Source organism: Pseudomonas migulae NBRC 103157 (genome assembly GCF_002091715.1).
Classification (GTDB): Bacteria; Pseudomonadota; Gammaproteobacteria; order Pseudomonadales; family Pseudomonadaceae; genus Aquipseudomonas; species Aquipseudomonas migulae_A.
Map to the genome: position 1 here is coordinate 57,504 of NZ_BDAG01000020.1, position 25,463 is coordinate 82,966.

General features: G+C 63.5%; 4 protein-coding genes. All 4 read right to left on the reverse strand.

Annotated elements, in window-relative coordinates:
* Nucleotides 1-86 precede the first annotated feature (86 nt).
* The 4 genes from PMI01S_RS16475 to PMI01S_RS16490 are packed head-to-tail and all read right to left on the reverse strand — an operon-like array spanning nt 87 to nt 25,365.
* The gene (locus PMI01S_RS16475; RefSeq protein WP_084321046.1) at nt 87-11,894 is read right to left on the reverse strand and encodes a non-ribosomal peptide synthetase; all 11,808 of its coding nucleotides are present in this window, start codon (nt 11,892-11,894) and stop codon (nt 87-89) included.
* Nucleotides 11,891-14,989 (reverse strand): non-ribosomal peptide synthetase, encoded by a 3,099-nt coding sequence (locus PMI01S_RS16480; RefSeq protein ID WP_084321047.1) that lies wholly within the window; start codon nt 14,987-14,989, stop codon nt 11,891-11,893. Before PMI01S_RS16480 ends, PMI01S_RS16475 begins: the two co-directional genes overlap by 4 nt.
* Before the next feature lie 11 nt (nt 14,990-15,000).
* On the reverse strand, nt 15,001-16,059 hold the full coding sequence (locus PMI01S_RS16485) for a TauD/TfdA family dioxygenase (RefSeq protein ID WP_084321048.1): 1,059 nt from the start codon (nt 16,057-16,059) through the stop codon (nt 15,001-15,003).
* A 54-nt stretch (nt 16,060-16,113) separates the two neighbouring features.
* Nucleotides 16,114-25,365: a non-ribosomal peptide synthetase gene (locus PMI01S_RS16490; RefSeq protein ID WP_084321049.1), complete on the reverse strand. Its 9,252-nt coding sequence runs from the start codon at nt 25,363-25,365 to the stop codon at nt 16,114-16,116.
* Between the last annotated feature and the right edge of the window lie 98 nt (nt 25,366-25,463).

A 25,463-nucleotide genomic window follows, 5' to 3' on the forward strand; every position in this document is an offset into this window, starting at 1 on the left:
GGTCTCCAAAAAATAAAAAAGCTCGCCCTATAAACGATCCGCGAGGGCCGTTCATTAGGGCGAGCTTGTTTTGGCGCGGTAAAACCTCAGTCCTGCGCCACCACCTCCCGACCGAGGGCCGTCACCACGGCGCTCAGGCATTCCTCCCGTTGCAGGATATCGAAGTGGCAGGCGGCGACGATTTGCACTTTGCGCAGCCGTGGTTGCTGACGCTCCAGCGTCGCGCGTTCGGCCGTCGGGTTGCCATCCGCCCACCAGCAGTACAGTTCGGCGTGCGGCAGCGGCAAGGTCTCGACCTGCCGCGACAGCGCCTTCAAGCGCGTGCTGACCATGAACGTCTGCGCCAACTCATCGGCCCCCAGCAATGCGTAACCGCTGGCCTGCTCGCCTTCGGTGTCGATCACTGTGCGAATGATCCGCGCGACTGCGTCCTGATCGCCCGAGGTTTCGACACTCAACGCCTGAGCAATCACGTCGCTGTCCATGCTCAACGTTGCCCCCAGGAACTCGCGCAGGTCCGCGCGCCACTCATCTGCACGGGCGGCAGCGTTGGCCTGGGTCGGCACAAAGCTGTCCACCAGACCGACGAACGCCACACGCTGGCCCTGTTGTTCAAGCAGGTCGCCAACCATCAACGCCAGCGCCCCGCCCAACGACCAGCCCAGCAAATGGTACGGGCCTTGCAGTTGTTTGCGACGGATCGCTTCGACGTAGTCCGCCGCCATTTGCCGCAGCGAAGTGTCGTGCCACTGACGGTCGAGCAGCATGCGGCATTGCACACCGTACACCGTGCGCAGACCTTCCAGTCGACGGGCCAAAGGCTCGTAGTCGAACACCGTGCCGAACCCCGCGTGCAGGCAGAACAGCGCCGGTTGATCGTCCACTGGCTGGTTCAACAGCAGCAGCGGTTCAGGGCTCTGTTTGAGCGGTTGCTCATCGACGCCGGACAACCCGGCGATGGTCGGTTTGGCCATCATGTCGCGCAGTTTGAGCTGGAAGCCCGGCTCATTCAGCGCTCGCACTTTCGAGATCACCTTGAGGGTGCGCAGTGAGTCGCCGCCCAACTCAAAGAAATTGTCGGTGATGCCGACTTTGTCGACGCCCAGCACTTGCTGCCAGATCTCGGCCAGCGCCCACTCCAGCGACGTACGCGGGGCCACGTAATCGCGCCCCTCGAAGGTCGGGTCGGGCAAGGCCTTGCGGTCGAGTTTGCCGTTCGGTGTCAGCGGGAAACGCGGCAACACCACGACCTGCGTCGGAACCATGTAATCCGGCAGGCTTTCACGCAAGGCCGCCTGGCAACGCGGGCCCAGACCGTCGTCCTCGGCAGCGACCACATAACCCACCAGTTGCGGACCCTGGCCACTGTCACGCACCACCACAAGGGCGTCGTTTACTCCGACCTGCTCACGCAGACGAGCTTCGATTTCACCCAGTTCGATGCGGAAGCCGCGCACTTTGACCTGATGGTCGATGCGTCCCACGTAATCGAATACGCCGTCCTCGCGGCGGCGCACCAGGTCGCCGGTGCGGTACAAGCGACCGCCGTCGCGGCTGAACGGGTCGGCGACGAAACGCTCGGCGGTTTGCCACGGGTGACGGTGGTAGCCACGCGCCACGCCACGACCGCCGATGTACAGTTCGCCGACCATGCCCACCGGCAACGGATTGAGGTCCATGTCCAACACATGCAGGCTGCGGGTGCCGACGCGGCAGCCAATCGGCGCATACATCGCCTCGCAGTGGCCGTCGGCAGCGATTTTCCACAGCAGCGGCGTGACCACGGTTTCCGTCGGGCCGTAACCGTTCACCAGGTATTGCGGTTTGAGCGTGTGCTTGACCCGTTCGAACGTGGCGTCCGGCACCGCATCGCCACCGAAGCAATAGATGCGCACCGGCGGTGGATCGCCGCCCTGCAACTCGGCGTGTTCGGCCAGTTGCAGCAAGTACGCCGGCGGGAAGCAGGCGACGGTGATGCGCTGACGGTGCAACACCGCCAGCGTCTGCTCGGCGGTCCACAAGGCGTTGTCGCGCACCACCAGGGTCGAGCCGCTGATCAGTGCGGTGATCCAGCGTTCATGGGCACCGTCGAAGGCGAACGACATGAAATGCAGTTCGCGATTGCCAGGGTCCATTTCATACAGCTCGGCAATCGCCTGCACGTGCATGCTCAACGGCCCGTGAGCCACAGCGACGCTCTTCGGTTTGCCGGTCGAGCCCGAGGTGTAAATCAGGTACGCCAGTTGCTCGGCGTGTACGTTGTTTTGCGGCGCCAACACCTCGACGTCGAGGTTCAAGCGATCCACGGCGACCATCGGCGTGCCCGGATTGAGCTGCGCCGTGTCACGCAAACGCTCCTGGGTCAGCAGCAAACGCATGTCGCTGTCGGCCATCATGTAGCGCAGGCGCTCCTGCGGATATTGCGGGTCCAGCGGCACGTACGCGGCGCCGCACTTCATCACCGCCAGCAGCGACACCACCAGCTCCAGCGAACGCTCCATGAACACGCCGACCACGTCTTCGGCCTGCACGCCCTGCTCCAGCAAGTGGACCGCAAGTGCGTCGGAACGACGATCCAGTTCGGCATAACTCAAGTGTTCGGCATCGCGGTCGGCGTAGCTGAGCATCAGCGCGGTGTGATCCGGTTGCAGACGTGCGCGCTCACGGATCAGCTCGTGCACCGGCCGTTCGTGGTCGTCGGCCAGCGTCGGCAGCTCGCCGTCCAGTTGCCGGCCTTGGTCCAGCGTCAGCAAACCGATCTCGCCCACGGCGCGCCCGGCGTTGTCGCACAGACGCTGCATCAGGCTTTCCATGTGGCTGCGCAGCACTTCGACGGTGGCCAGGTCGAACTGATCAAGCGGGTGCATGTACTCGATGCGCAGCCCTTCATCGAGGCTGACCATCAAGTCCATGGCGAAGCTGGTCAGGCCGAAATCGGAGACGTCTTCGAAACGCAGGGAATCACCGTTCCACTCGCGCAACGTGCGGTCCACCGGCTGGTTTTCGAAAACGATGATGCTGTCGAACAGCGACTGCCCGCCCTGCCCGGCCCAGCGTTGAATGTCGCTGAGCGGGGTTTGCTGGAAGTCGCGGATGTCGAGGTTGTAGGCCTGGATCTCGCGCAGCCAGTCGCCGACGCTCGTCTCGGTCGGCACGCTGTTGACCACCGGCAAGGTGTTGATGAACAGCCCGAGCATGTTCTCCGAACCGTTGAGGGTTTCCGGTCGGCCCGACACCGTGGCGCCGAACGTCACCGTGCGCTGGCCGGTATAACGCTGCAACAACAGCAGCCACGCGGCTTGCACCAGGGTGTTGAGCGTGACTTGCTGTTGCTGGGCAAACGCCTGCAAACGCGCGGTTTGCTGAGCATTCAGGTGCGTATAGATCGCGTGATAACCCGCTTGCGGCGCCTTCACCGGCAATGCGCGGGCCAGGTGCGTGGCGCCTTCGAGGGTCTTGAGCTTGTCTTTCCAGAACGCTTCGCTGGCCTCGACGGCTTGGTGACCGAGCCAGTCGATGTAGTCGCGATACGCGGCCACCGGTTCCTGCGCGTCGCCACTGTAATGACGCAGCACTTCACCGATCAGGCGAGACACACTCCAACCGTCCATGAGGATGTGGTGGTAGGTCCAGATCAGGCGATAACGGTCGTCTTCCAGACGCACCAGCAGCAAGCGCAACAACGGCGCGCGGTTCAGCGAGAAGCCACGTTCACGTTCATCAGCGGCCAATTGGCGCACACGCTCGGGCTGGTTATCCAGACCGCGCCAGTCGAGTTCGGTCAGCAGCGTCGGCGCATTGCGCAACACCACTTGCAGCGGCTCCTTGTCGCCCTCCCACAGGAACGCGGTGCGCAGGATCGCGTGACGCTGCGCGGCGTCGGCCCAGGCTTCGCGGAAGCGCGAACCGTCAACGCCACGCACGCCCACTTCGATCTGGTTGACGTACAGCCCCGAGTCGCCGTCCTGCACCGAGTGGAACAGCATGCCCTGCTGCATCGGCGACAGTGGATAAACGTCGTCCACCTCGTCCGCCGTCAATTGCAGCGCCTGATACTGCGCTTCGCTCAGTTCGATTTTCAGCGCCGGTGCAGAAATAACCGGCGCCGCTTCCACGGCGTCCACTGCCTGGGCAACCGTCGCCAGTTCAGCGATGGTCGGGTGACTGAACACGTGTTTCGGCGAAATGCTCAGGCCGGCCTTGCGCGCACGGCTGACCGCCTGGATCGACACGATGGAGTCGCCGCCCAGTTCGAAGAAGTTGTCCTGAATGCCGACCTGCACTTCAAACAACGCCTGCCACACGTCTTGCAGCGTGGCCTCCACGGCATTGCGCGGTGCGACGTATTCACGCACGTGCTGATCGGGTTGTGGCAAGGCGCGGCGATCGAGTTTGCCGTTCGGCGTCACGGGCAGTTGCTCAAGCGCCAACACATGGCTCGGTTGCATGTGCTCGGGCAGCGCATTGCGCAGGTGCTGCTTCAGCCCGTCGAGTGCCAACGACTGGCCGACCACGTAAGCCACCAGTTGCTTGGATTTACCGACATCCAGCGCGATCACCACCGCCTCGCGCACCTGCGGATGTTCCAGCAGGCAGGCTTCAATCTCACCCAGCTCGATGCGCAAGCCACGGATCTTCACTTGATGATCGAGGCGACCGACGTATTCGATCACGCCGTCCTCGCGATAACGCGCCAGGTCGCCGGTGCGGTACAGGCGCTCGCCCTGCACGCCGAACGGGCTGGCGACAAAACGCTCGGCCGTCAGGTCCGGACGACGGTGGTAACCCCGCGCCAGGCCGACACCGCCCAAGTACAGCTCACCGACGCAACCCGCCACTTGCGGTTGCAGGCTGTCGTCGAGGATGTAGGTCACCAGGTTGGCGATCGGGTAACCGATCGGCACGCTGATCGAGCCGTCATCGACGCACGTCCAGTGGGTCACGTCGATGGCCGCTTCGGTCGGCCCGTACAGGTTGTACAAACCGACGCCGGGCAGCACGCGGAACAGGCTGTTCTGCAAATCCGCCGACAGTGCCTCACCGCTGCACATGATCTGCCGCAGGCTGGCGCAACGCTCAAAGCCCTCGCCCTGAACAAACGCCTGCAACATCGACGGCACGAAATGCAGGGTGCTGACCTGATACTGCTCGATCAAACGCACCAGTTGCGCCGGGTCGCGATGGGCGCCCGGCTCGGCCACCGCAAGGCGTGCACCGACCATCAGCGGCCAGAAAAACTCCCACACCGACACGTCAAAACTGAACGGCGTTTTTTGCAGCACGGTGTCGCGTCCGTCCAGCGGGTACGCGCCCTGCATCCACTCGATGCGGTTGTACAACGCATCGTGACGGTTGGCTGCGCCCTTGGGTTTACCCGTGGAGCCGGAGGTGTAAATCATGTAGGCCAGCGATTGCAGCTCGACCACGCACGGCAGGTTTTCGTCGCTCAAGCCTTCGACTAACCGAGCGCTGTCGTCCAGGCAGATCGCCGCGGTGCCCGCCGGAATCGGCAATTGCGCCAGCAGATGACGCTGGGTCAGCAGCACATGCACGCCGCTGTCCTCGAACATGTGCTCCAGGCGCTCGCGCGGGTAATCCGGGTCCAGCGGCACATAAGCGCCGCCGGCCTTCATGATCGCGAGCAAACCGATCACCAGTTCCAGCGAACGTTCGGCGGCAATGCCGACCAGCACTTCGGCGCCGACACCTTGGGCGCGCAGGTAGTGCGCCAGTCGGTTGGCCTGTTGATTGAGTTGACGATACGTCAGGGTCTGACCGGCAAAAACCAAAGCCTGGGCGTCCGGGGTTTTCAGCACTTGGGCTTCGAAGCACAGGTGGACCGGACGCACATCGGGCCAGGTCACGGCGGTGTCGTTGAAGCCTTGCACTTGCTGTGCGGTCTGCGCAGCGTCGAGCAGGCTCAGGCGACCCAAGGCTAGTTGCGGTTCGCGCACCATGGCATCGAGCAACGCCACCAGACGCTTGCTCAGGCCGTCGATGGCCTCGGCGGTAAACAGCACGGTGTCGTAATTGAAACGCAGGTCCAGGCACTCGCCCAGCTCGGCGGCGATGGCCAGCGGGAAACTGGTCTGATCGTGATGGCTGATACCGGAGAACTTCAGCACGCTCGGATTACCACCCTCCAGTGCCTCGGCGACCGGGTAGTTTTCGAACACTAGCAGCGTGTCGAACAGCGACTCGCCGGAGTGCCCGGCCCAACGCTGTACATCCGCCAGCGGCGTGTATTCGACATCGCGCAATTTGAGATTGAGCGCCTGCACCTCATCCACCCATTGGCTGACCGTGCGCTCGGGGTGCGGCGTGGCGATCACCGGCAAGGTGTTGATGAACAGACCGACTTGCTGCTCAATGCCCTGCAACTCGCTCGGACGCCCCGACACCGTGGCGCCGAACGCCACCGTGCGCTGGCCGGTGTAGCGCTGCAACAGCAGCAGCCACGCCGCTTGCAGCAAGGTGTTCGGCGTCACGCGGGCCTGACGGGCAAACCCGCTCAGGCGTTCGCTGGCCGCCCGGTCCAGGCTCAGGTGAACGGTGCGATGACCGCCGCCCTGCCCTGCGACCGGTCCCGGCATCGCGCCGGCCAAACGGGTCGGCTCGTTGAACGCCTGCAACTGCTCCAGCCAGAACGCTTCGCACGCAGCGCGATCACGCCCGCCCAGCCACGTCATGTAATCACGATAACGACCGCCGCTCGCCACCGGCATCACGCCGGAGTAACGCTGCAACACTTCGCCGAACAGCTGCGAGGTGCTCCAGCCGTCGAGCAGAATGTGGTGGTTGGTGAAGATCAGGTGATGGGTGTCGTTCGCGGTCTGCACCAGGGTCAGGCGCAGCAACGGCGCGGCTGTCAGGTCGAAACCGCGCAGGCGGTCGTCTTCGGCCAGACGGTGCAAAGCCAGTGCCTGATCCGCTTGATTGCGCCAGTCGAGCACGGTCAATGGCAGCGTGGCCTGGGCCAGAATCACTTGCAGCGGTCGCGAACCATTGCTCTCACTGAAGAACGCGGCGCGCAGCACTTCATGGTTTTCCAGCGTCTGTTGCCAGGCGCTGCGGAACGATTCGACGTCTATGCCCTGCACGTCCACGCGCATTTGCGGGATGTAAGCGCCGGCATCCGGGGCGAACAAACTGTGGAACAACATGCCTTCCTGCATCGGCGACAGCGGGAAGATGTTTTCGATTTCACGCATCGCCAGCGGCAGTGCATCGAGCTGCGCCTGATCGACGCTGACCAGCGGCACATCACTCGGCGTCAGGCCACCGGCACCGCTGAGGCAGTGTTCGATCAGCTGTTGCAGCTCGGCAGCATAGGCCTCGGCCAGACGCTGCACGGTGTGCTCGGCAAACACTTCGCGGCTGAAGGTCCAGCTCAGGCGCAGTTGCCCGGCGTAGACCTGACCATTAATGCTCAGGCCACGGTCTAGCGAGGCCGAAGCACCTTGCTCGGCACCACCGCTTTCCCGGGCCGGACGCCACGGTGCCTGCTCATCGAAACTGGCATCGAACTGGCCCATGTAGTTGAAGGTGATTTGCGGCTGCGGCAACGCCTCAAGACCGGCCTGCGCCAGATACCGCAGGATACCGAAACCGATGCCTTTGTCCGGTACGGCGCGCAGCTGTTCCTTGACCGCCTTGATGCTCCCGGCCAGATCACTGACCGGGGTCAACTTGACCGGGAAGATCGAGGTGAACCAGCCCACGGTGCGGGTCAGGTCGATGTCGTCGAACAGGTCTTCACGACCATGACCTTCCAGTTTGACCAGGGTCGAAGGCTGGCCGGTCCAGGCACCCAACACCCGCGCCAACGCCGTCAGCAACAGGTCGTTGACCTGCGTGCGGTACGCCGCTGGCGCGTCTTGCAGCAGTTGGCGAGTGAAGGTGCTGTCGAGCACGGTTTCCACGCTCACGGCATGTTCGCTGGCCAGACTGCCCTGTGGATGATCGGCGGGCAGGTCCACCACCACGTCGTGGTATTGGCGCTGCCAGTAATCGGCCTGACTCGCCAGTTCAGGGCTTTGCGCATGGATTTTCAAACGCGCCGCCCAGGCTTGATAGGCGCTGGATTTGGCCGGCAGGCGCAGGGGTTGCGCCTGACGCGCCTGGTCGTAGACCGTTTGCAAATCTTCGAGCAACAGACGCCAGGACACGCCGTCCACTACCAAATGATGCACCACCAACAGCAAGCGCTGACCGGCCCTGCCCATGTCCACCAGCAAGGCGCGCAACAGCGGGCCGTCGTGCAAATTCAGGCTGGCTTGGGCGGCATTGCAGTGTTCAAGCAGCTCGTCGGCGTTCGAGGCCTGACGCTGCCACAACAGTTCGGCGCTGTTCCAGTGCTCGGCCTGAGCCTGCTGCCACACGCCATCCACCTGACGCAATCGCAGGCGCAACGCGTCGTGATGTTCCAGCAGCGCGGCCAGTGCCTGTTGCAGGCAGGCGCTGTCGAGCGGTTCGCGAAGTTCCAGCAGTACCGACTGGTTCCAGTGATCGCGGGCCTCGATGGTTTGCTCGAAAAACCAGTGTTGGATCGGCGTCAGCAACACATCGCCGCGCACCGGTCCCTGATCGATAACCAGACCGGCACTGCGCTGAGCGACTTTCGCCAGGCTCTGCACGGTCTGGTGTTGAAACAGATCGCGCGGGCTGATGCGGATCCCGGCCTGACGCGCACGGCTGACCACCTGAATCGAGATGATCGAGTCGCCGCCCAGTTCGAAAAAGTTGTCGTCGATCCCCACGCGCTCAAGCTTGAGCACGTCTTGCCAGATCGTCGCCAGCGCGGCTTGCATCTCGTCCGCCGGTGCGGTGTAAACCTGTTGCGCCAACGCGGCATCAGGCTTGGGCAACGCGTTGCGATCGAGTTTGCCGTTACTGGTCAGCGGCCAGTGATCGAGCTTGAGCAAATGCGCCGGCACCATGTAATCCGGCAGGCCCGCTTGCAGGTGTTCGCGCAACGACTGGCGCAGATCGGCGACGTCCTGGATGACGGTGAACCAGGCGACCACTTGCTGGCTGCCATTGATCTCGGGCGCCAGCACCAGCGCTTGTTCGATGGCCGGGTGATTTTGCAAGCGATCCTGAATTTCTCCCAGCTCGATGCGAAAGCCACGAATCTTCACTTGATGGTCGATACGCCCGGCGTACTCGATGCTGCCGTCGGCGCAATAGCGCGCCAGATCGCCGGTGCGATACAGGCGCGCACCCACTTCATCGGCGAACAAGTCCGGGACAAACCGCGTGGCAGTCAGGTCGGCGCGCTGGTGATAACCGCGCGCCAGTCCGGCACCGCCGACGTACAGCTCACCGACGCAGCCCTTGGCCACCGGGTTCAGGCGCGGGTCGAGCACGTACCAGCGCAGGTCGGCAATCGGCTCGCCCAGCGGCGAACTGTTGGCGCCGTCGAGGTCGGCGCGGGACAACGGCCGGTACGTCACGTGCACGGTGGTTTCGGTGATGCCGTACATGTTGATCAACCCTGGCTGTTGCTCGTCGAACGCGTCGTACCACGCACGCAAGCTCGTGACGTCCAGCGCCTCACCGCCAAACACCACATAACGCAAGGCCAGGCCCTGGGCATTGGCGCAGGCGAACGGCATCAACTGGCGGAACGCCGACGGTGTCTGGTTGAGCACCGTGACCTGCTCATCGCACAGCAAGCGGGCGAAATCTTCCGGGGAACGGCTGATGGCGTGCGGCACCACCACCAGTTTGCCGCCGTAGAACAGCGCGCCAAAGATTTCCCACACGGAGAAGTCGAAGGCGTAGGAATGGAACAGGCTCCAGACATCGTCCGCGTTGAAACCGAACCAGTGTTCGGTGGTGCTAAACAGGCGGGTCAGGTTGCTGTGCGGCAGCAGCGTCCCCTTGGGTTTGCCGGTGGAACCGGAGGTGTAGATAACGTACGCCAGGTTTTCCGGGTGGGTCAGGTTCGGCAGATTCTCGGCAGACGCTTCATTCAGCCAGTCACTGGCGTGGTCGAGGCAAATCGCTTCGATGCCTTCGGACAACGGCAGTCGCGGCAGCAGCGCAGAATCGGTCAGCAACAGGCGCGTGCCGCTGTCAGCCAGCATGTAGGCCAGACGGTCCTGCGGGTATTGCGGGTCCAGCGGCACATAGGCGCCGCCGGCCTTGAGGATCGCCAGCACGCTGACGATCATTTCCAGCGACCGTTCCAGCGCGATCCCCACCAACACGTCCGGGCCGACGCCGCGTTCGCGCAGACGCTGGGCGATGCGGTTGGCCTGTTGGTTCAATTGCGCGTAGCTGAGGGTCACGCCGTCGCAAGTCACCGCGATGTTGTGCGGGTACGCGGCGGCCTGGGCTTCGATCAGTTGATGCGCGCACAGCGTATTCGATTCATGGGGCGCGACCGACATGGCGCTGCGGTTCCAGTCCAGCAAAGTCGCGTGTTGCTCACTTGGGGCGAGCATGCACAGGTCCGCCAGCGCGACCGAGCCGTCAGCGCAGATCGCCTGCAAGAGGTTCAGCCAATGTTGCCCCAGACGCTCGATGGTCGAAGCGCTGAACAATTCGGTGGCATAGACGAACGAGGCGTGAATGCCGTCGTCGCTCTCCACGGTGTCGAGCATCAGCTCGAACTTGGTGGTCTTTTCATCCCAGATCAGCGGCTCGACGCTCAGGCCCGGCAAATCCCAGCGCTGTTTGCCGCCAGCATCGCGCTGGTGGTTGAACATCACCTGGAACAACGGCGTGTGGCTCAGGCTGCGCTCGACGTCGAGGCCATCGACCAACTGCTCGAAAGGCAGATCCTGATGCGCCTGTGCGCCCAGTGCCGCGGTTTTGACCTCGGCCAGCAATTGCAGAAATGGCTGATCGGCATAGGGTTGGGTGCGCAGCACCTGGGTGTTGACGAAAAAGCCCAGCAGGTTTTCCACGTCCTGACGGGTACGGTTGGCAATCGGCACGCCAACGCGAATGTCCCGTTCGCCGCTGTAGCGATGCAACAGGGTTTGCAACGCGGCCATCAACACCATGAACAGCGTGCAGCCTTCGCGACGGGCGAGATCTTTCAGAGCAGACGCCAGGGCCGCCGGCACGTTCAGCTCGACACTCGCGCCCTGCTGACTCGGGATCGCCGGGCGACGACGGTCGGTCGGCAGGTTCAGCGGCGGATGCTCGCGACCCAATTGTTCACGCCAGTACTCAAGCTGGCGCTCGGCCTCGCCGGCTTCCAGCCACAGGCGCTGCCAGCGGGCAAAATCGGCGTACTGAATGCCCAGCTCCGGCAGTTGCGGCGATTGTCCGGCACTGAGTTGCGCGTAGAGCTGGGTGAATTCCTGCAACAGAATCGGCAGCGAACCGCCGTCGGTGACGATGTGATGGAACGTCAGCACCAGCACATGCTGCTGCGCGTCGAGGCGGATCAACCGGCAGCGCATCAACGGACCGTGCTGCAAGTCGAATGGCTGCTCGGCGTTGAGGGCGATCTGGCGATGCAGTTCAGCCGCGTCGGCGGCGTCGGCCTCGACCAGCGGCGCGCCCATCTGCGGGTGGATTTTTTGCAGCACCTGCTGCTCATCGAACACGAAGGTGGTGCGCAGCACTTCATGACGCTGCACCAGCGCAGCGAGGGTTTGCGCCAGCGCTGCGCGGTTGAGTTCACCGCTCAGGCGAAAGGCACCGGTCAGGTTGTACGCGGTCGCCTGCGGCTGCATCTGCCACAAAAACCACAAACGCTGCTGCGCATACGATGCCGGCAACGTGTCGACCGCCGGGTCCCTTGGCGGGATCGGCAGCAGCTCCAGGGTCAGGCCCTGGGCGTGCATCTTTTCTTGCAAGGCACGCCTCGCGTCCAGGCTCAAGCCGCAGAAACGCTGGGCCAGGGTCATCATTCTGTCCGGTGCAGCACTCATCGCGTGTGTTCCTCATCCACTTCGTCGAACAACGCTTCCAGCGCGTCTACATCGTTTTCTTTGTGTTCACTGTGCTGACGGAACTGCTCGATTTGCGCCGCCAGGCGTTCCAGGGTGTCGCCTTCGAAGAACAGCTTCAGCGGGATCGCCAGGTTCAGCTCTTCCTGAATTCGCGCGCGAATCCGCGTCGCCAGCAGCGAGTGACCGCCCAGCTCGAAGAAACTGTCGTGCACGCCGACCCGCTCCACGTGCAGCGCTTCGGCCCAGATCGCCGCCAGGACTTTTTCCAGGTCGGTGCGCGGGGCGACGAAGGCACTGCGGCGCACGTCAAGGTCGAGCAAGGCCTGGCGATTGAGTTTGCCGTTGGGCATCAGCGGGAAGCGTTCCAGCACCTGCAAGCGCGCAGGTTGCATGTGCTCGGGCAGCGCTTCGTTGAGGTGACTGCGCAATTCGTTGAGACGGATGTCGGCGGTGTTGGCCGGGGAAATCACGAAGCCCAGCAGTTGCGGGCCGGTCGGCGTTTCACGGGCGATGACCGCGGCGTCTTCGATGCCGGGCGCGCTGCGCATGGCGGATTCGATCTCGCCCAACTCGATGCGGAAACCGCGGATTTTCACTTGATGATCGACCCGGCCCAGGTACTCCAGCACGCCATCGGCGCGGTAGCGTGCGAGGTCGCCGGTGCGGTACAGGCGCTGACCGGCCCGTTTTGCAAACAGGTCGGGAACAAAACGTTCGGCGGTCAGCGTGGCGCGCTTGAGGTAGCCGCGAGCGATGCCGTCACCACCGACATACAGTTCACCTTCGACACCCACGGCCACCGGCATCAGGTCCGGGCCGAGCACGTGAATGCGCATGCCCGCAATCGGCTGGCCGATCGGGACGGTGTCTTCATCCTGACCGAGCGGCAGTTCCCACGCCGAACACCAGACCGTGCCTTCCGTCGGGCCGTATTCGTTGACCAGCGCCACCTGCGGCAAGGCCTCGCGATGTCGTGCGACCAAGGCGTTGCTGCACGCTTCGCCGGCGACGATCACGCACGCCAGGGCATGGTCGCCGAGGTGTTCGAGAATCTGCGCGTGGTAAGACGGCAAGGTCAGGTAGTGGGAAATCTCTTCACGCTGGATCAGCGCCGCCAGCAGCGCCGGGTCCTTGTAGCTGTCTTCGTCCGGCAGGCACAGGGTCGCGCCCTGCCCCAACGCCCAGAAAACCCCGGCCACGGAGCTGTCGAACGAAAACGACGAGAGCATCAGGAACGCGCGCAGCGGCTGACGATAAAACGCGCTGCGTACGAGGGTCGAGGCCACCGCGTTGGCGTGACTGATCATCACGCCCTTGGGTTTGCCGGTGGAGCCCGAGGTGTAAATGACGTAGGCCAGATTCGCGCTATCGCCCAGCGGCGTCGGCTGTTCTTGTGAGGCGGACCAGACCTCGGCATCGGCCATCAACGAAATCACTCGCTCACTGTGCAACGCCTCTGGTAGCGGCTGGCAGGCCAGGACCTGACGCGCAGCGGCGTCCCGCAACATAAACGTCAGACGGTCGATCGGGTAGTTGGGATCGAGCGGCAGGTAAGCGGCGCCGGCCTTGAGCGTGCCGAGCAATGCAATGACGATTTCCAGCGAACGCTGACCGTAGACCGCGACGATTTCGTCCGCCGCCACGCCTTGGGCGCGCAGGGTATTGGCGACTTGGTTGGAGCGTGCATCCAGTTCGGCGTAGCTCAGGCGTTGGCCATTGACGCTGACGGCGATGCGCTGCGGATACAGGCGTGCCTGTTCGCTGAACAGGTCTTGCAGGTAGCGATGCGGCAGTGCCTGCTCGGCGGCCAGCGGGTTGAAGTCTTCGATCAAACGGGTCAGTTGTACCGCGTTGACCTGAGTCGCCTGGCCCAACGTCAGCTCAGGCGAAGTCAGCAACTGGCGGCTGAATTCGACAAACTGCTCCAGCCAGGCCGCCAGCATCGACTCGGGCACTGCGCCGGCCAGGCACGACAGCTGCAAGTGCTCACCCTGAACCCGCAGGCGCAGGACTTCCGGGTTGGCGTCGTCCACTTCGATGTTCGTGTCGGCATCGGCCTGAAACACCAGGCCATAACGCAGCGGCGTAGCGACTTCGGCGCTCAGTTCAAACTCGTTGAGGCAGTCGAGCCAGGACAGCGATTGCTCGACGCTGCCAGCAAACGAGGCCAGCGCTTGCGCCAGGGTCTCGTTGCTGCGGTTGTCGAAGGCCACCGGCAAACGCCGGGCGAAACGCCCCAGTGTCGCGTCGGTCTGCTCGTTGCGCCCGGCCACTTCCCAGCCCATCAGCAACTTTTCCTGATTGCCGATGCGCGCCACAAACGCACTCCACAGCAACAACGCCACACGCTGCGCTTCGACACCTTGAGCGTCGGCCACCCGTTGCACTTCGGCCAGCCATGCCGCGTCGTCGTGCGTCGCTTGATGGCGAGCCAGCGTCACCTCAACCGCTTTTTCGAAAGGCAGACGATGGGCCTGCGCGAACTGCTGTTGCAGGTTGCGCCAGAACGCCGCGCCTTGATGGCCGATGTCTTCCTCGCGCAGTTCTTCCTGCCACGCGGTGTAATCCAGGTACTGCAAATCGTCCTGATTGTCGGCCAGCGTTTCGCCGCGCAGCAGGCTCGCCAGCTCCATCGACAGCACCCGCAGCGACACTTCATCGAGGCTGCTGGCCGGCGCCAGCAGCGTGACGAAATGCTGACCTTCTGCGGTTTGCACGGGCGTCACCACCAACACTCGAGCCGGATCGGCAGCCAGGGTTTCACGGCTGCGGCTCAGGGCTTCAGCCACCGAAGACACGTTATCCAGCAGCGTCATCGGCAGCTCATCACACAAGCTCTGTACCGGCCACTTCATGCCCGGCAAACGGCGATAGACCGTGCGCAGGGTTTCATGGCGCTGACCCAATTCATCCAGGGCAAGGCGCAAGGCCTGCGCCTCCACAACTTTGGCGACCGGCACGGTCAGGGCAGCGAACAAGCTCTGCCCGCCCAGCTCCTGAGCACGCAAATAGAAGGCTTGCTGGGCCGAAGTCTGGAAAACGTCTACCGAAGGTTCGAGGGCGGTGGTGTTCATGTCGAGAGTCCTTATTCCTGATCCAGGTCGGCGCTTTTCTGCGCGATGGCCATGGCCGTGAGGATTTTTCTGTAGCCAGTGAATTCGTTGCGCGCATGCACGCTGAGGATGTTGTCCAGCAGGACCACGTCGCCCTTCTCCCAGGCGAACTCGACCATCACGTCGCGATAGATGCCTTGCAGGTGGCGGATGACGTCATCCGGAATGACCGAACCGTCGCCGAAGAAGGTGTTTTGTGGCAGGTCCAGCGGGCCGAATTCACGCAGCAGGTTGTCGCGGATGCTGTCCGGCAGGGTCAGCGCGTTGAAGAAGGTGCCGTGGTTGAACCAGATGCGCTCGCCGGTCAGCGGATGGCGCACGATCGCCGGGCCGTTTTGCCGGGTGCGCAGGCGATTGCCCGGCTTCCACTCGACCTGAATGCCGATCTTGGCGCAGTAGGCTTCGACTTCGCCGCGATCTTCGCTCTGGAACACGGTCTGCCATGGCAGCCCCATGCCGTCGCCGTAGTTGCGCACGTACATGATGCGTTTACGCTGAAACGCCTCGCGCACCGCCGGATCGATGCGCGCGAGGATTTCGCGGGTGTCGCCGAACGGGGTTTCGCCGCCGGTGGTCGAGGGCGTATCGCAGTAGAAATACAAGTGACGCGGGAACACCGGCGAATAGGAATGCTCGTTGTGCGGGAAGATTTTCTCCGCTGCCGGGTAGTCGGTGGAGCTGTAGATCTTGAACTGACCGCTGATCTGGGTTCGTGGCGAAGCGCGGAACAGGTATTCCAGGGCGCCGTCGGAAATCGCCGCCACGCAGCGGTTGAACTCGGCAATGTCGGCCACCTGGAAGCCACGGAACAGAATCACTGCGTGCTCTAGCAGCTTGCTTTCGATCAGCGCGCGATTCTCCGTCGCCCACTCCACCAGGCTCACGCCGGGCACCGCCGGGCGGCACACCAGGGGCATGCTGACGCCGTCGAACATCGGCGCAAAACTCACCAGCCGGGTCGGGTCGGTGGACAGGCTCTTGCGCGCACCGCGGCCGATTTTGGGAATGGACTTGGTGGTTGAAACAGTCATAAACCCCTCCAGAAAATGATGACGGCGACGCCCGGTTGACGCCGCCGCAATAAATCAGTCCGCCGCGGTCTGCGCTGCCGGCGTGCCACGCATCGCCGAGCGGCGCTTGATCGCCATGGGCCCGCCCAGCAACGCCTTGCGTTGTTCGTTCAGGCGCGCATCGGCGCGGCGCTGCACATCGGTGGCCAGGTCCAGCAATTGGCTGACCGTCAGCTCGTCAGCGCGCAACAACGCTTGCAGTACCGCCTCGATTTGTTCGAACAGGCTTTGCAGCGTGCTCGGCAAGTACTGCCCGGCGGGTGTTTCGACACTCAGGTGAATGTGTTCGGCCTCGTTGTAGAACGCAGCGACCATGCCGATCTCGGCGGCTTGACGGCCCGACGGGAAGTCCTCGACCAGCAGGCCGTCCATGGACGGCAAGCGACCGACGCCTTCCTGGTAGATCAACTTGATGTCGAACAACGGCGAACGCCCGGCCCGGCGTGGCAAACGCAACGCTTCCACCAATCGATCGAACGGCAGGTCCTGATGGTCCGAAGCCTCCAGAACCGCACGGCGACAGGCTTGCAACAGTTGCCCGGCAGCCTGGTCGGCATCGACCTCCACTTGCAGCACTAACTGGTTAACGAAGAAGCCGACCATTTGTTCAAGCTCAACTTGATTTCGGTTGGCGATATCGGTGCCGATGCGCACGCGACTGACCTCGGTGCGCTGACGCAACACCAGGGTGAAGCCGGCCAATAGCACCATGAACAACGACAATCCACGCTGTTGGGCGAAGTCGCGCAATTGCTGACTCAAGGTCGAATTCAAGGTGAAATGCTGGCTGGCGCCTTCCTGCGACTGACGCTGATCGCCGTCGCCCGGCAGCTCCAGCACGGCTTGCGGTTGCCCGAGGCGCGCGGTCCAGTAATCGAGCTGACGTTGCAGCTCGCCGCCCTGCTCCAGCCACTGACGCTGCCATGTGGCGAAGTCGGCGTATTGCACGACCTGCTCCGGCAACTGCGCGACACCACCCCGGTTGAGGGTCGGGTACAGCGTGACGAATTCATTGATCAGTATCCGGAACGACCAGTCATCCGCCGCGATGTGGTGCACCGTCAGCAGCAGCACATGCTCCTGATCCGCGACCTGCAACACCCGCACCCGCAACAACGGCCCATTGCGCAAATCGAACGGCCGGGCGACTTCTTCACGGGCCAGTTGCGCGGCTTCGACGTCCGGCGCCGGCAAATGCCGCAGGTCGCTGGCGACGAAGTTCAACGGCAGTTCGGCGTGTACCCGTTGCCAGGCCTGACCGTCTTCATCAACGAATGTGGTACGCAACACCGCATGGCGTTGCACCAAGATCTCGAAGGTCTGCTGCAGTGCAGAGAGGTTCAGATCCCCACGCAAACGCAAGGCGCCGGGCATGTTGTACATCGAGCTGTCCGGTTCCAGGTTCCACAGGAACCACAACCGCTGCTGGGCGAAGGACAACGGCTGGCGTTCGCCGGAGTGGTTCGCCACCAGCGCCGGGCGTTCGCAGACATTGGCGTCGTGCCGCAGCCCTTGTACCTGAGCGGCGAAATCCTGCAGGCGCGGGTATTCGAACAGGCTGCGCAAACTCACCGACAGGCCCAGGCGTTGACGAATCTGCGAGACGATCTGCGTGGCCAGCAACGAATGACCGCCCAACTCGAAGAAGCTGTTTTCGCGATCGACACGGGTGACGTGCAACACCTGCTGCCAGATCTGCGCCAGCTCGATTTCCAGCTCGCCTTGCGGCGCGCTGCCGGCTACGGCTTCCCAGACCTCTGGCGCCGGTAACGCGGCGCGGTCGAGTTTGCCGTTGCGGTTAAGCGGCAATGCGCTCATCACCACCAGTTGCGCCGGCAGCATGTACTCCGGCAGGCGCTCGCCCAAGGCGTGGCGCACGGTTTCGGTGAGTGGCCGCGCATCGACGTTGGATTGCGTCGGCACGACATAGCCGATCAGTTGCTTGCCGCCGACGCCTTCGTGCACCAGCACTGCCGCTTCGCTGATCATCGGCAAGCCTTGCAGGTGCGCTTCCAGTTCACCGAGCTCGACGCGGAAACCACGGATTTTCACTTGGTGATCGATGCGCCCCAGGTACTCCAGCGCACCGTCTCCGCGATACCGCGCCAGGTCGCCGCTGCGATACAAGCGCGCCCCCGGGGTGGTGGAAAACGGATCGGCGATGAAGCGTTCGGCACTCAGCCCCGGACGCTGGTGATAGTGCTGGGCAATGCCGGCGTCACCGCCGATGCACAACTCACCCACGCAACCGGTTGGCAGCAGATGGCCCTCGGTGTCGAGCACGTACAGCGCTCGACCGGGCAAGGCGCGGCCAATCGGCACGCCGATCAGGTTTTGCGTGTCGGCCAGGGTGCACAGGTGAGTGCTGGAGACCACGGTGGCTTCGGTCGGCCCGTAGGTGTTGAGCAGGCGTACGTCGCCGAGACCGGCGGCATGCCAGAGTTTCAGGCCTTCCAGCGACATGGCTTCGCCGCCGACGTGGACCTGACGCAGCCGACCTTTGTCGCGCTGAGGTTGCGCGGCCCATTCCTGGGCCAGCAAGTACCAATAGGCCGCCGGCAAGTCCGCCAGGGTCACGCCCTGTTCAATGATCTGCCGGTACAAGGTGTCGGTGTCCCACAGTTCATCGCCGCGCAACACCAGCGCCGCCCCCACGCACAGCGGCGGGTAGCACTGCTCGACAAAGCCGTCGAAGCTGAACGTGGCGAATTGCAGCACGCGGTCGTCGGCGCTGAGTTGCGAATAGTCCGCCGCAATCACGCAAAACTCGCGCAGCGCGGCGTGGGCCAGGCACACGCCTTTCGGCCGGCCGGTGGAGCCCGAGGTGTAAATCAGGTAGGCGAGGTCTTCGGCACAGGCGAGGTTGACCGGGTTGGCCGTTGAATAGCCGGCCAGCGACGCCGCCGTCAGCGCCAGACGCGGCAAGCCATCGGGCAACGCGACATCAGCCAGCAGTTCCGGTTGCGCCAGCAGCAGATCCATCCCGCTGTCTTCGATCATGTAGGCCAGGCGTTCGGCCGGGTAGTCCGGGTCCAGCGGCACATAACCGGCGCCGGACTTGAGGATGGCCACGAGGCTGACGATCATCTGCGCATTGCGCCGCACCGACAGGCCAACCCGTTGCCCCGGCGCCACACCGTGCTCGCGCAGGCGATGGGCGAGCTGGTTGGCCTGGGCGTTGAGCTGTGCATAAGTCAGGCGTTCGTCGCCGACGATCACGGCCAACGCATCGGGCGTGCGGGCCGTTTGCTGCTCGAAACGTTGATGCGCCAGCAACGGACTGTCCAGCAGCGGCGCGGCGGGACGCGAGCCGAGCAACACCTGGGCTTTTTGCTGCGCGTCCAAGAGGCCGACGGCGCCCAGCACCTGTTGCGGCTGCGCGACGAATTGCTCCAGTACATGCAGCAGGTTCGCGCCCAGCCGCTCGATCTGCGCGGCGCCGAACAAGGCCTGATCGAAACTGAATTCCAGACGCAGGCTGGCGCCGACTTCGATGCCGAGGGTCAGCGGGTAGCTGGTGATTTCGTGATTGCGCAGTGCACCGAAGGCCAGGCCCGCCGGCGCGCCTTGCTTGAGGGCTTCGGCCACCGGGAAGTTTTCAAACACCAGCAAACTGTCGAACAGCGCGTTGCCCTGCTGCCCGGCCCAGCCCTGAATGTCGTAAAGCGGTACATGCTCGAACTCGCGCAGGCTCAGGTTCAAGGCTTGCAGCTCGTCGAGCCATTGGCTGACCGGCTGCACGGAGTGTGGCGTGGCGATGATCGGCAAGGTGTTGATGAACAGGCCCAACTGTTGCTCGATGCCCGGCAACGGTGCGGATCGCCCCGCAATCGTCGCACCGAACGCCACGCACGATTGACCGGTGTAGCGCTGCAACAACAGACCCCACGCGCCCTGCAACAGGGTGTTGAGGGTGATTTTCTGCTGCCGGGCGAACTCGGCCAGGCGCTGCATCGCAGTGCTTTCCAGCGTCAGGTGATGCTCGCCCATGCCGCGCCCCTCGACCGGTGTCGGCAAGGCTTGCGCCAGCAGTGTCGGCGTTTCGAGGGCGGTGAGCGCCTGCTTCCAGAACTGTTCGCCCGCCGCCAGTGGCTGCTGCTGAATCCAGCCCAGGTAGTCGCGGTATTGCCCCAGAGGTTTGGCCAGTGTCTGCCCGGCGTAATGCTGAATCACTTCGCCGAGCAACTGCGCGTTGCTCCAGCCATCCATGAGGATGTGATGACTGGTGTAGATCAGGTGCCAGGCGTCGCCGTCTTGACGTACCAGCATCAGGCGGAACAGCGGCGCGGCACTGAGTTCGAAACCACGGCTGCGCTCTTCGGCGGCCAGCGCATCGAGGTCGATATCGGCCGCTTCGATCACCTGCAATTGCAGGTCGATCTGGCGATGAATCACCTGATGCGCGCACTCCAGACCTGACCAGTGGAAGCTGCTGCGCAGAATGTCGTGACGGTTGATCGCCGCCTGCCACGCCCGACCGAAGGCCGCCAGTTCAAGCCCCCGGATATCCAGGCGCAGTTGGTTGATGTAGGCCTCGGCCTGTGGCTCATACAAGGTGTGGAACAGCATGCCCTGCTGCATCGGCGTCAGCGGATAAATGTCCTCGATGGCCGGTGCCGCGACGGGCAGTGCGTCCAGTTGCGCCTGGTTGATCCGTGCCAGCGGGAAGTCCGACGGCGTGACCTGGCCGGCCGGTGTGGCGCAGCAGTGTTCGATCAGCGCGGTGAGTTCTTCGGTGTAGGCATCGGCCAGTTGCTGCACGGTGCTGTCGGCGAACATGTCGCGACTGAAACCCCATTGCAAAGAGAGTTGACCGCCATAGACCTGGCTTTCCAGCGTCAGCCAGTTGGCCAGCGGCGCATCGTCACCCTGGGCCTGACCGCCACTTTCCAGCGCCGGTACAAACAGCGCATCGTCATCGAACTGGCGGTCGAACTGACCGAGGTAATTGAAGGTGATCCGTGGTGCCGGCAACCGTTGCAAGGTCTCCCGCTGGGCCGGCTCGCCGAGGTAGCGCAGCAAGCCATGACCCAGCCCTTTTTCGGGGATGGCGCGCAGTTGTTCCTTGATCGCCTTGATCGCATTCGCCGTGTCGGCCTGAGGTCGCAGGCGCACCGGGAACAGGCTGGTGAACCAGCCCACGGTACGCGTCAGGTCGAGGTCGTCGAACAGGTCTTCACGGCCATGGCCTTCAAGCTGGATCAGCGTCGAGTGATGCCCGGTCCAGCGGCAGATCACCCGCGCCAGCGCCGTCAGCAGCAAGTCATTGACCTGAGTGCGATAGGCCGCCGGCGCCGTTTGCAGTAATTGCCGCGTCAACCCGGTGTCGAGCTTCGACTCGATCTTGTGGCCGTGGCGATGCTGCAGGCTGCCCAGCGGGTTTTCGCACGGCAGGTCGCGGGCATCGGCGTGTTGCGCCTGCCAATACGGCAATTGCTCGCTCAGCGTGCGGGCATGTTCTTGCAGATGACTGGCCCAGCTTTGGTAGGCGCTGGTTTTGTCAGGTAACGTCGCGGCGCCGCCACTCGCCAACTGCGCATAAGCCTGCTGGAGGTCTTCGAGCAGTACTCGCCAGGACACGCCGTCCACCGCCAAATGGTGCACCGCCAGCAACAGGCGTTGCGTGCCGTCGTCGAGACTGACCAGCAAAGCGCGCAGCAACGGCCCGTCGGCCAGATCAAGGCTGCGTTGCGCTTCGTCGCAAAGGGCCGACAACACCTCGGTCGACGACGCCCGCCGCTGCCACAACCCCGCCGTTTCGACCGGAGATCCATGGCGCTGCTGCCAGCCATCGACTCCTTGGGTGAAACGCAGACGCAAGGCATCGTGATGGTTGATCACCGCGACCAATGCAGCTTCAAGTGCTTCAGGGTTCAGCGCCCCGCGTGGCGTCAACAACAAGGATTGGTTCCAGTGTTGCGGCTGCGCGATGGCTTGTTCGAAGAAGTAATGTTGCGCCGGGGTCAGTACCGCCTCGCCGCTGACCGGCCCTTGGTCGATGGAACTGCGGTTGTCGAACGCCGCCACCAGCGCGAGGCTGCGCACGGTCTGGTACTGAAACAGGTCGCGTGGGCTGAGACGGATGCCGGCCTGACGGGCGCGGCTGACCACTTGAATGGAGATGATCGAGTCGCCGCCCAGCTCGAAGAAGTTGTCTTCGAGGCCCACGCGCTCCAGGCCCAACACGTCCTGCCAGATCTGCGCCAGCGCCGTTTGCATGGCGTCTTGCGGCGCGACGAACACTTGTTGCGGCGCCGCATCCGGTTGCGGCAGGGCCTTGCGGTCCAGTTTTCCGTTGGCGGTCACCGGCAAGGCATCCAATGGCATCAGGTAGGTCGGCACCATGTATTCCGGCAAGCTGCTCAGCAGCCAGGCCTTGAGGGTTTCCGGCCACTGCGCCTCGGCGTTTTCCAGCACCAGGTACGCAACCAGATGCTTGCCGCCCTGCACCAGCACCACGGCTTCGCGCACCTGCGGATGCTGCATCAGGCGGGTTTCGATTTCCCCCAACTCGATACGCAGCCCGCGCAGTTTCACTTGATGGTCGAGACGGCCGAGGTATTCGATCACCCCATCGGCACGCTGGCGTACGCGGTCGCCGGTGCGGTACAGACGCGCACCGTCATGGAACGGGCACGGCACAAACCGCTCGGCGGTCAGCCCCGGACGGCGGTGATAACTGCGCGCCAGACCGGCGCCACCCAGGTACAACTCTCCCGCCACGCCTGCCGGCACCGGCAGCAACTGCGCATCCAGAACATGGGTGCGCAGGTTGGCAATCGGCCGGCCGATGGGCACGCTGTCGGCGCCTTCGTCGACGCAGGTCCAGTGCGTCACGTCGATGGCCGCTTCGGTCGGCCCGTACAAGTTGTACAACCCGGCGCCCGGCAGCTTGGCGAACACTTGAAGCTGGGCGTCCAGCGGCAGGGCTTCACCGCTGCAGGCGATGCGTTTGAGGCTGGTGCAGGCTTCAACGCCCGGTTCGTGGATAAACGCCTGAAGCATCGACGGCACAAAGTGCAAGGTGCTGATGCCGAACTCGCCGATGAGGCGGATCAACCGCGCCGGCTCGCGATGCGCGCCCGGCGGCGCCACCACCAGACGGGCGCCGGTCATCAACGGCCAGAAGAATTCCCAGACCGACACATCAAAACTGAACGGGGTTTTCTGCAACACCGAGTCGCTGCCGTCCAGCCCATACGCCTGTTGCATCCAGCACAAACGGTTGACCAGCGCCGCATGGCTGTTGCCGGCGCCCTTGGGTTTGCCGGTGGAGCCGGAGGTGTAAATCACGTAGGCCAGATTCAGCGGATTCACCGACACCTGCGGGCAGGTTTCGCTGTAAGCGTCCAGCCAGCCCTCGTCCTGATCCAGCGCGATGACCTTGATGCCTTCGGTCGGCAGCGTGCCAACCAAAGCGCTTTGGGTCAGCAATACACCGATCGCGCTGTCTTCGATCATGTAGGCCAGGCGCTCCGCCGGACACTCCGGGTCGAGCGGCACATAGGCGCCGCCGGCCTTGAGAATCGCCAACAGGCCAATGACCATTTCCAGCGAACGCTCGACGGCGATACCCACCAGCACATCGGGGACGACACCCTGCTCGCGCAGGTAATGAGCCAATTGACTGGTGCGCGCATCGAGCTGTGCATAAGTCAGCTGACGGTCGCCAAACACCAGCGCCGGCGCTTCGGGTGTGAGCAAGGCCCTGGCGTGAATCAATTCATGAACGCATTGTTCGACGGGATAAGTTTCGGCGGTGCGGTTCCAGTCGTGCACCAGCACCTGCTGCTCATCCGCCGCCAGCATCGGCAGCTCGCCGACCCGCTGATTCGAATCGACCACCATCGCCTGCAGCAGGCGCGTCCAGTGCTGCGCCATACGCGCGATGGTCGGCGCGTCGAACAGGTCGCTGGCGTAGGTCAGCGCGGCGTGCAGCTTGCCGCCCTTTTCATAGGTGTCGAGGGTCAGGTCGAACTGCGTGGTGCGCCCTTCCCACTCGATCGCACCCAATACCAGGCCGGAAGCGGTGCTGATGCTGGACATGTCCGCGACTTGCGGCTGGTGGTTGTACATCACCTGGAACAGCGGCGTGTGGCTGAGGCTGCGTTCCAGTTTCAGCGCTTCGACCAGACGCTCGAACGGCAGGTCCTGATGGGCCTGGGCACCGAGGGCGGTTTCCTTGATGGCGCGCAGCAAATCCTCGACGCGGGTGTGGCCATCGAGCTGGGTACGCAGCACTTGGGTGTTGACGAAGAAGCCGATCAGGCCTTCGATTTCCGCACGGTTGCGGTTGGCAATCGGCACGCCGACGCGGATGTCGGTCTGCCCGGTGTAGCGATGCAGCAGCGCGTTGAACGCACCGAGCAACAGCATGAACAGGGTGATGTTGTGTTTTTGCGCGGTAGCGCGCAGTTGCTCGGCCAGTTGGGGGTCGACGGCAAATTCGTAGCGGGTGCCGCGATAGCTCGGGATCGCCGGGCGCGAGTGGTCGGTGGGCAGTTCCAGCACCGGGTGTTCGTCACCGAGTTGCGCTTGCCAGTACTCCAGTTGACGCGCCTGTTCACCCGCTTCCAGCCAGCGGCGTTGCCACAACGCGTAGTCGCTGTACTGGATCGGCAATGGAGCAAGTTGCGGTTGTGCACCGGCCTCGAAGGCGTCGTAGCAGCGGATGAATTCATCGATCAGCACGTTCATCGACCAACCATCGGAAACGATGTGGTGCAGGGTCAGCAGCAGGACGTGTTCCTGTTCGGCGAGCTTGAGCAACGTCACGCGCAGCAACGGGCCGACAGATAAATCGAAGGGCAGTACCGATTGTTCCTCGGCCGTTTGGGCGACAGCCCGTTCGCGCTCCGTGGCCGGCAACGCGCTGAAGTCCACATGATTGATCATCAGCGGTGCGCTGGCCGGCACTTGTCGCAGGTTGCCATCGGCCTGACGCTGGAACACCGTGCGCAGGGTTTCGTGACGATCCACCAGGCCGACAAAAGCCTGCTCCAGCGCAGGCCGGTTCAACTGCCCGGTCAGACGCACCGCGCCCGGCAGGTTGTAGGCGCCACTGTGCGCGTCCAGTTGCCAGAGAAACCACATGCGTTGCTGAGCGTACGACAACGCCTGGCGATCCTCGGCCTCGACGCCGGCAGGAATCGGGAACCGGGCGAAATCAATACCTTCCTTTTGCAAGGCCGCAAGGAACATCTGGCGCTTTTCCAGGGGCAACCCGATAAACCGGCGAGCAAGTTTCAAGGAGTCTTCAGCATTCATTTCTAAGCATCCGGATCAGTGGCGGGAAGCACAAAGGCACGTCGTCCCTATAAAACGAATGCAGACCGGAAAAATTAGCGAATGAGAATAAGTGTCAG

Bases quoted from the DNA above. Each gene is read 5' to 3' on its own strand.
- PMI01S_RS16480 (WP_084321047.1), bottom strand. From the start codon at position 14,989: ATGAACACCACCGCCCTCGAACCTTCGGTAGACGTTTTCCAGACTTCG.
- PMI01S_RS16475 (WP_084321046.1), bottom strand. From the start codon at position 11,894: ATGAGTGCTGCACCGGACAGAATGATGACCCTGGCCCAGCGTTTCTGC.
- PMI01S_RS16490 (WP_084321049.1), bottom strand. From the start codon at position 25,365: ATGAATGCTGAAGACTCCTTGAAACTTGCTCGCCGGTTTATCGGGTTG.
- PMI01S_RS16485 (WP_084321048.1), bottom strand. From the start codon at position 16,059: ATGACTGTTTCAACCACCAAGTCCATTCCCAAAATCGGCCGCGGTGCG.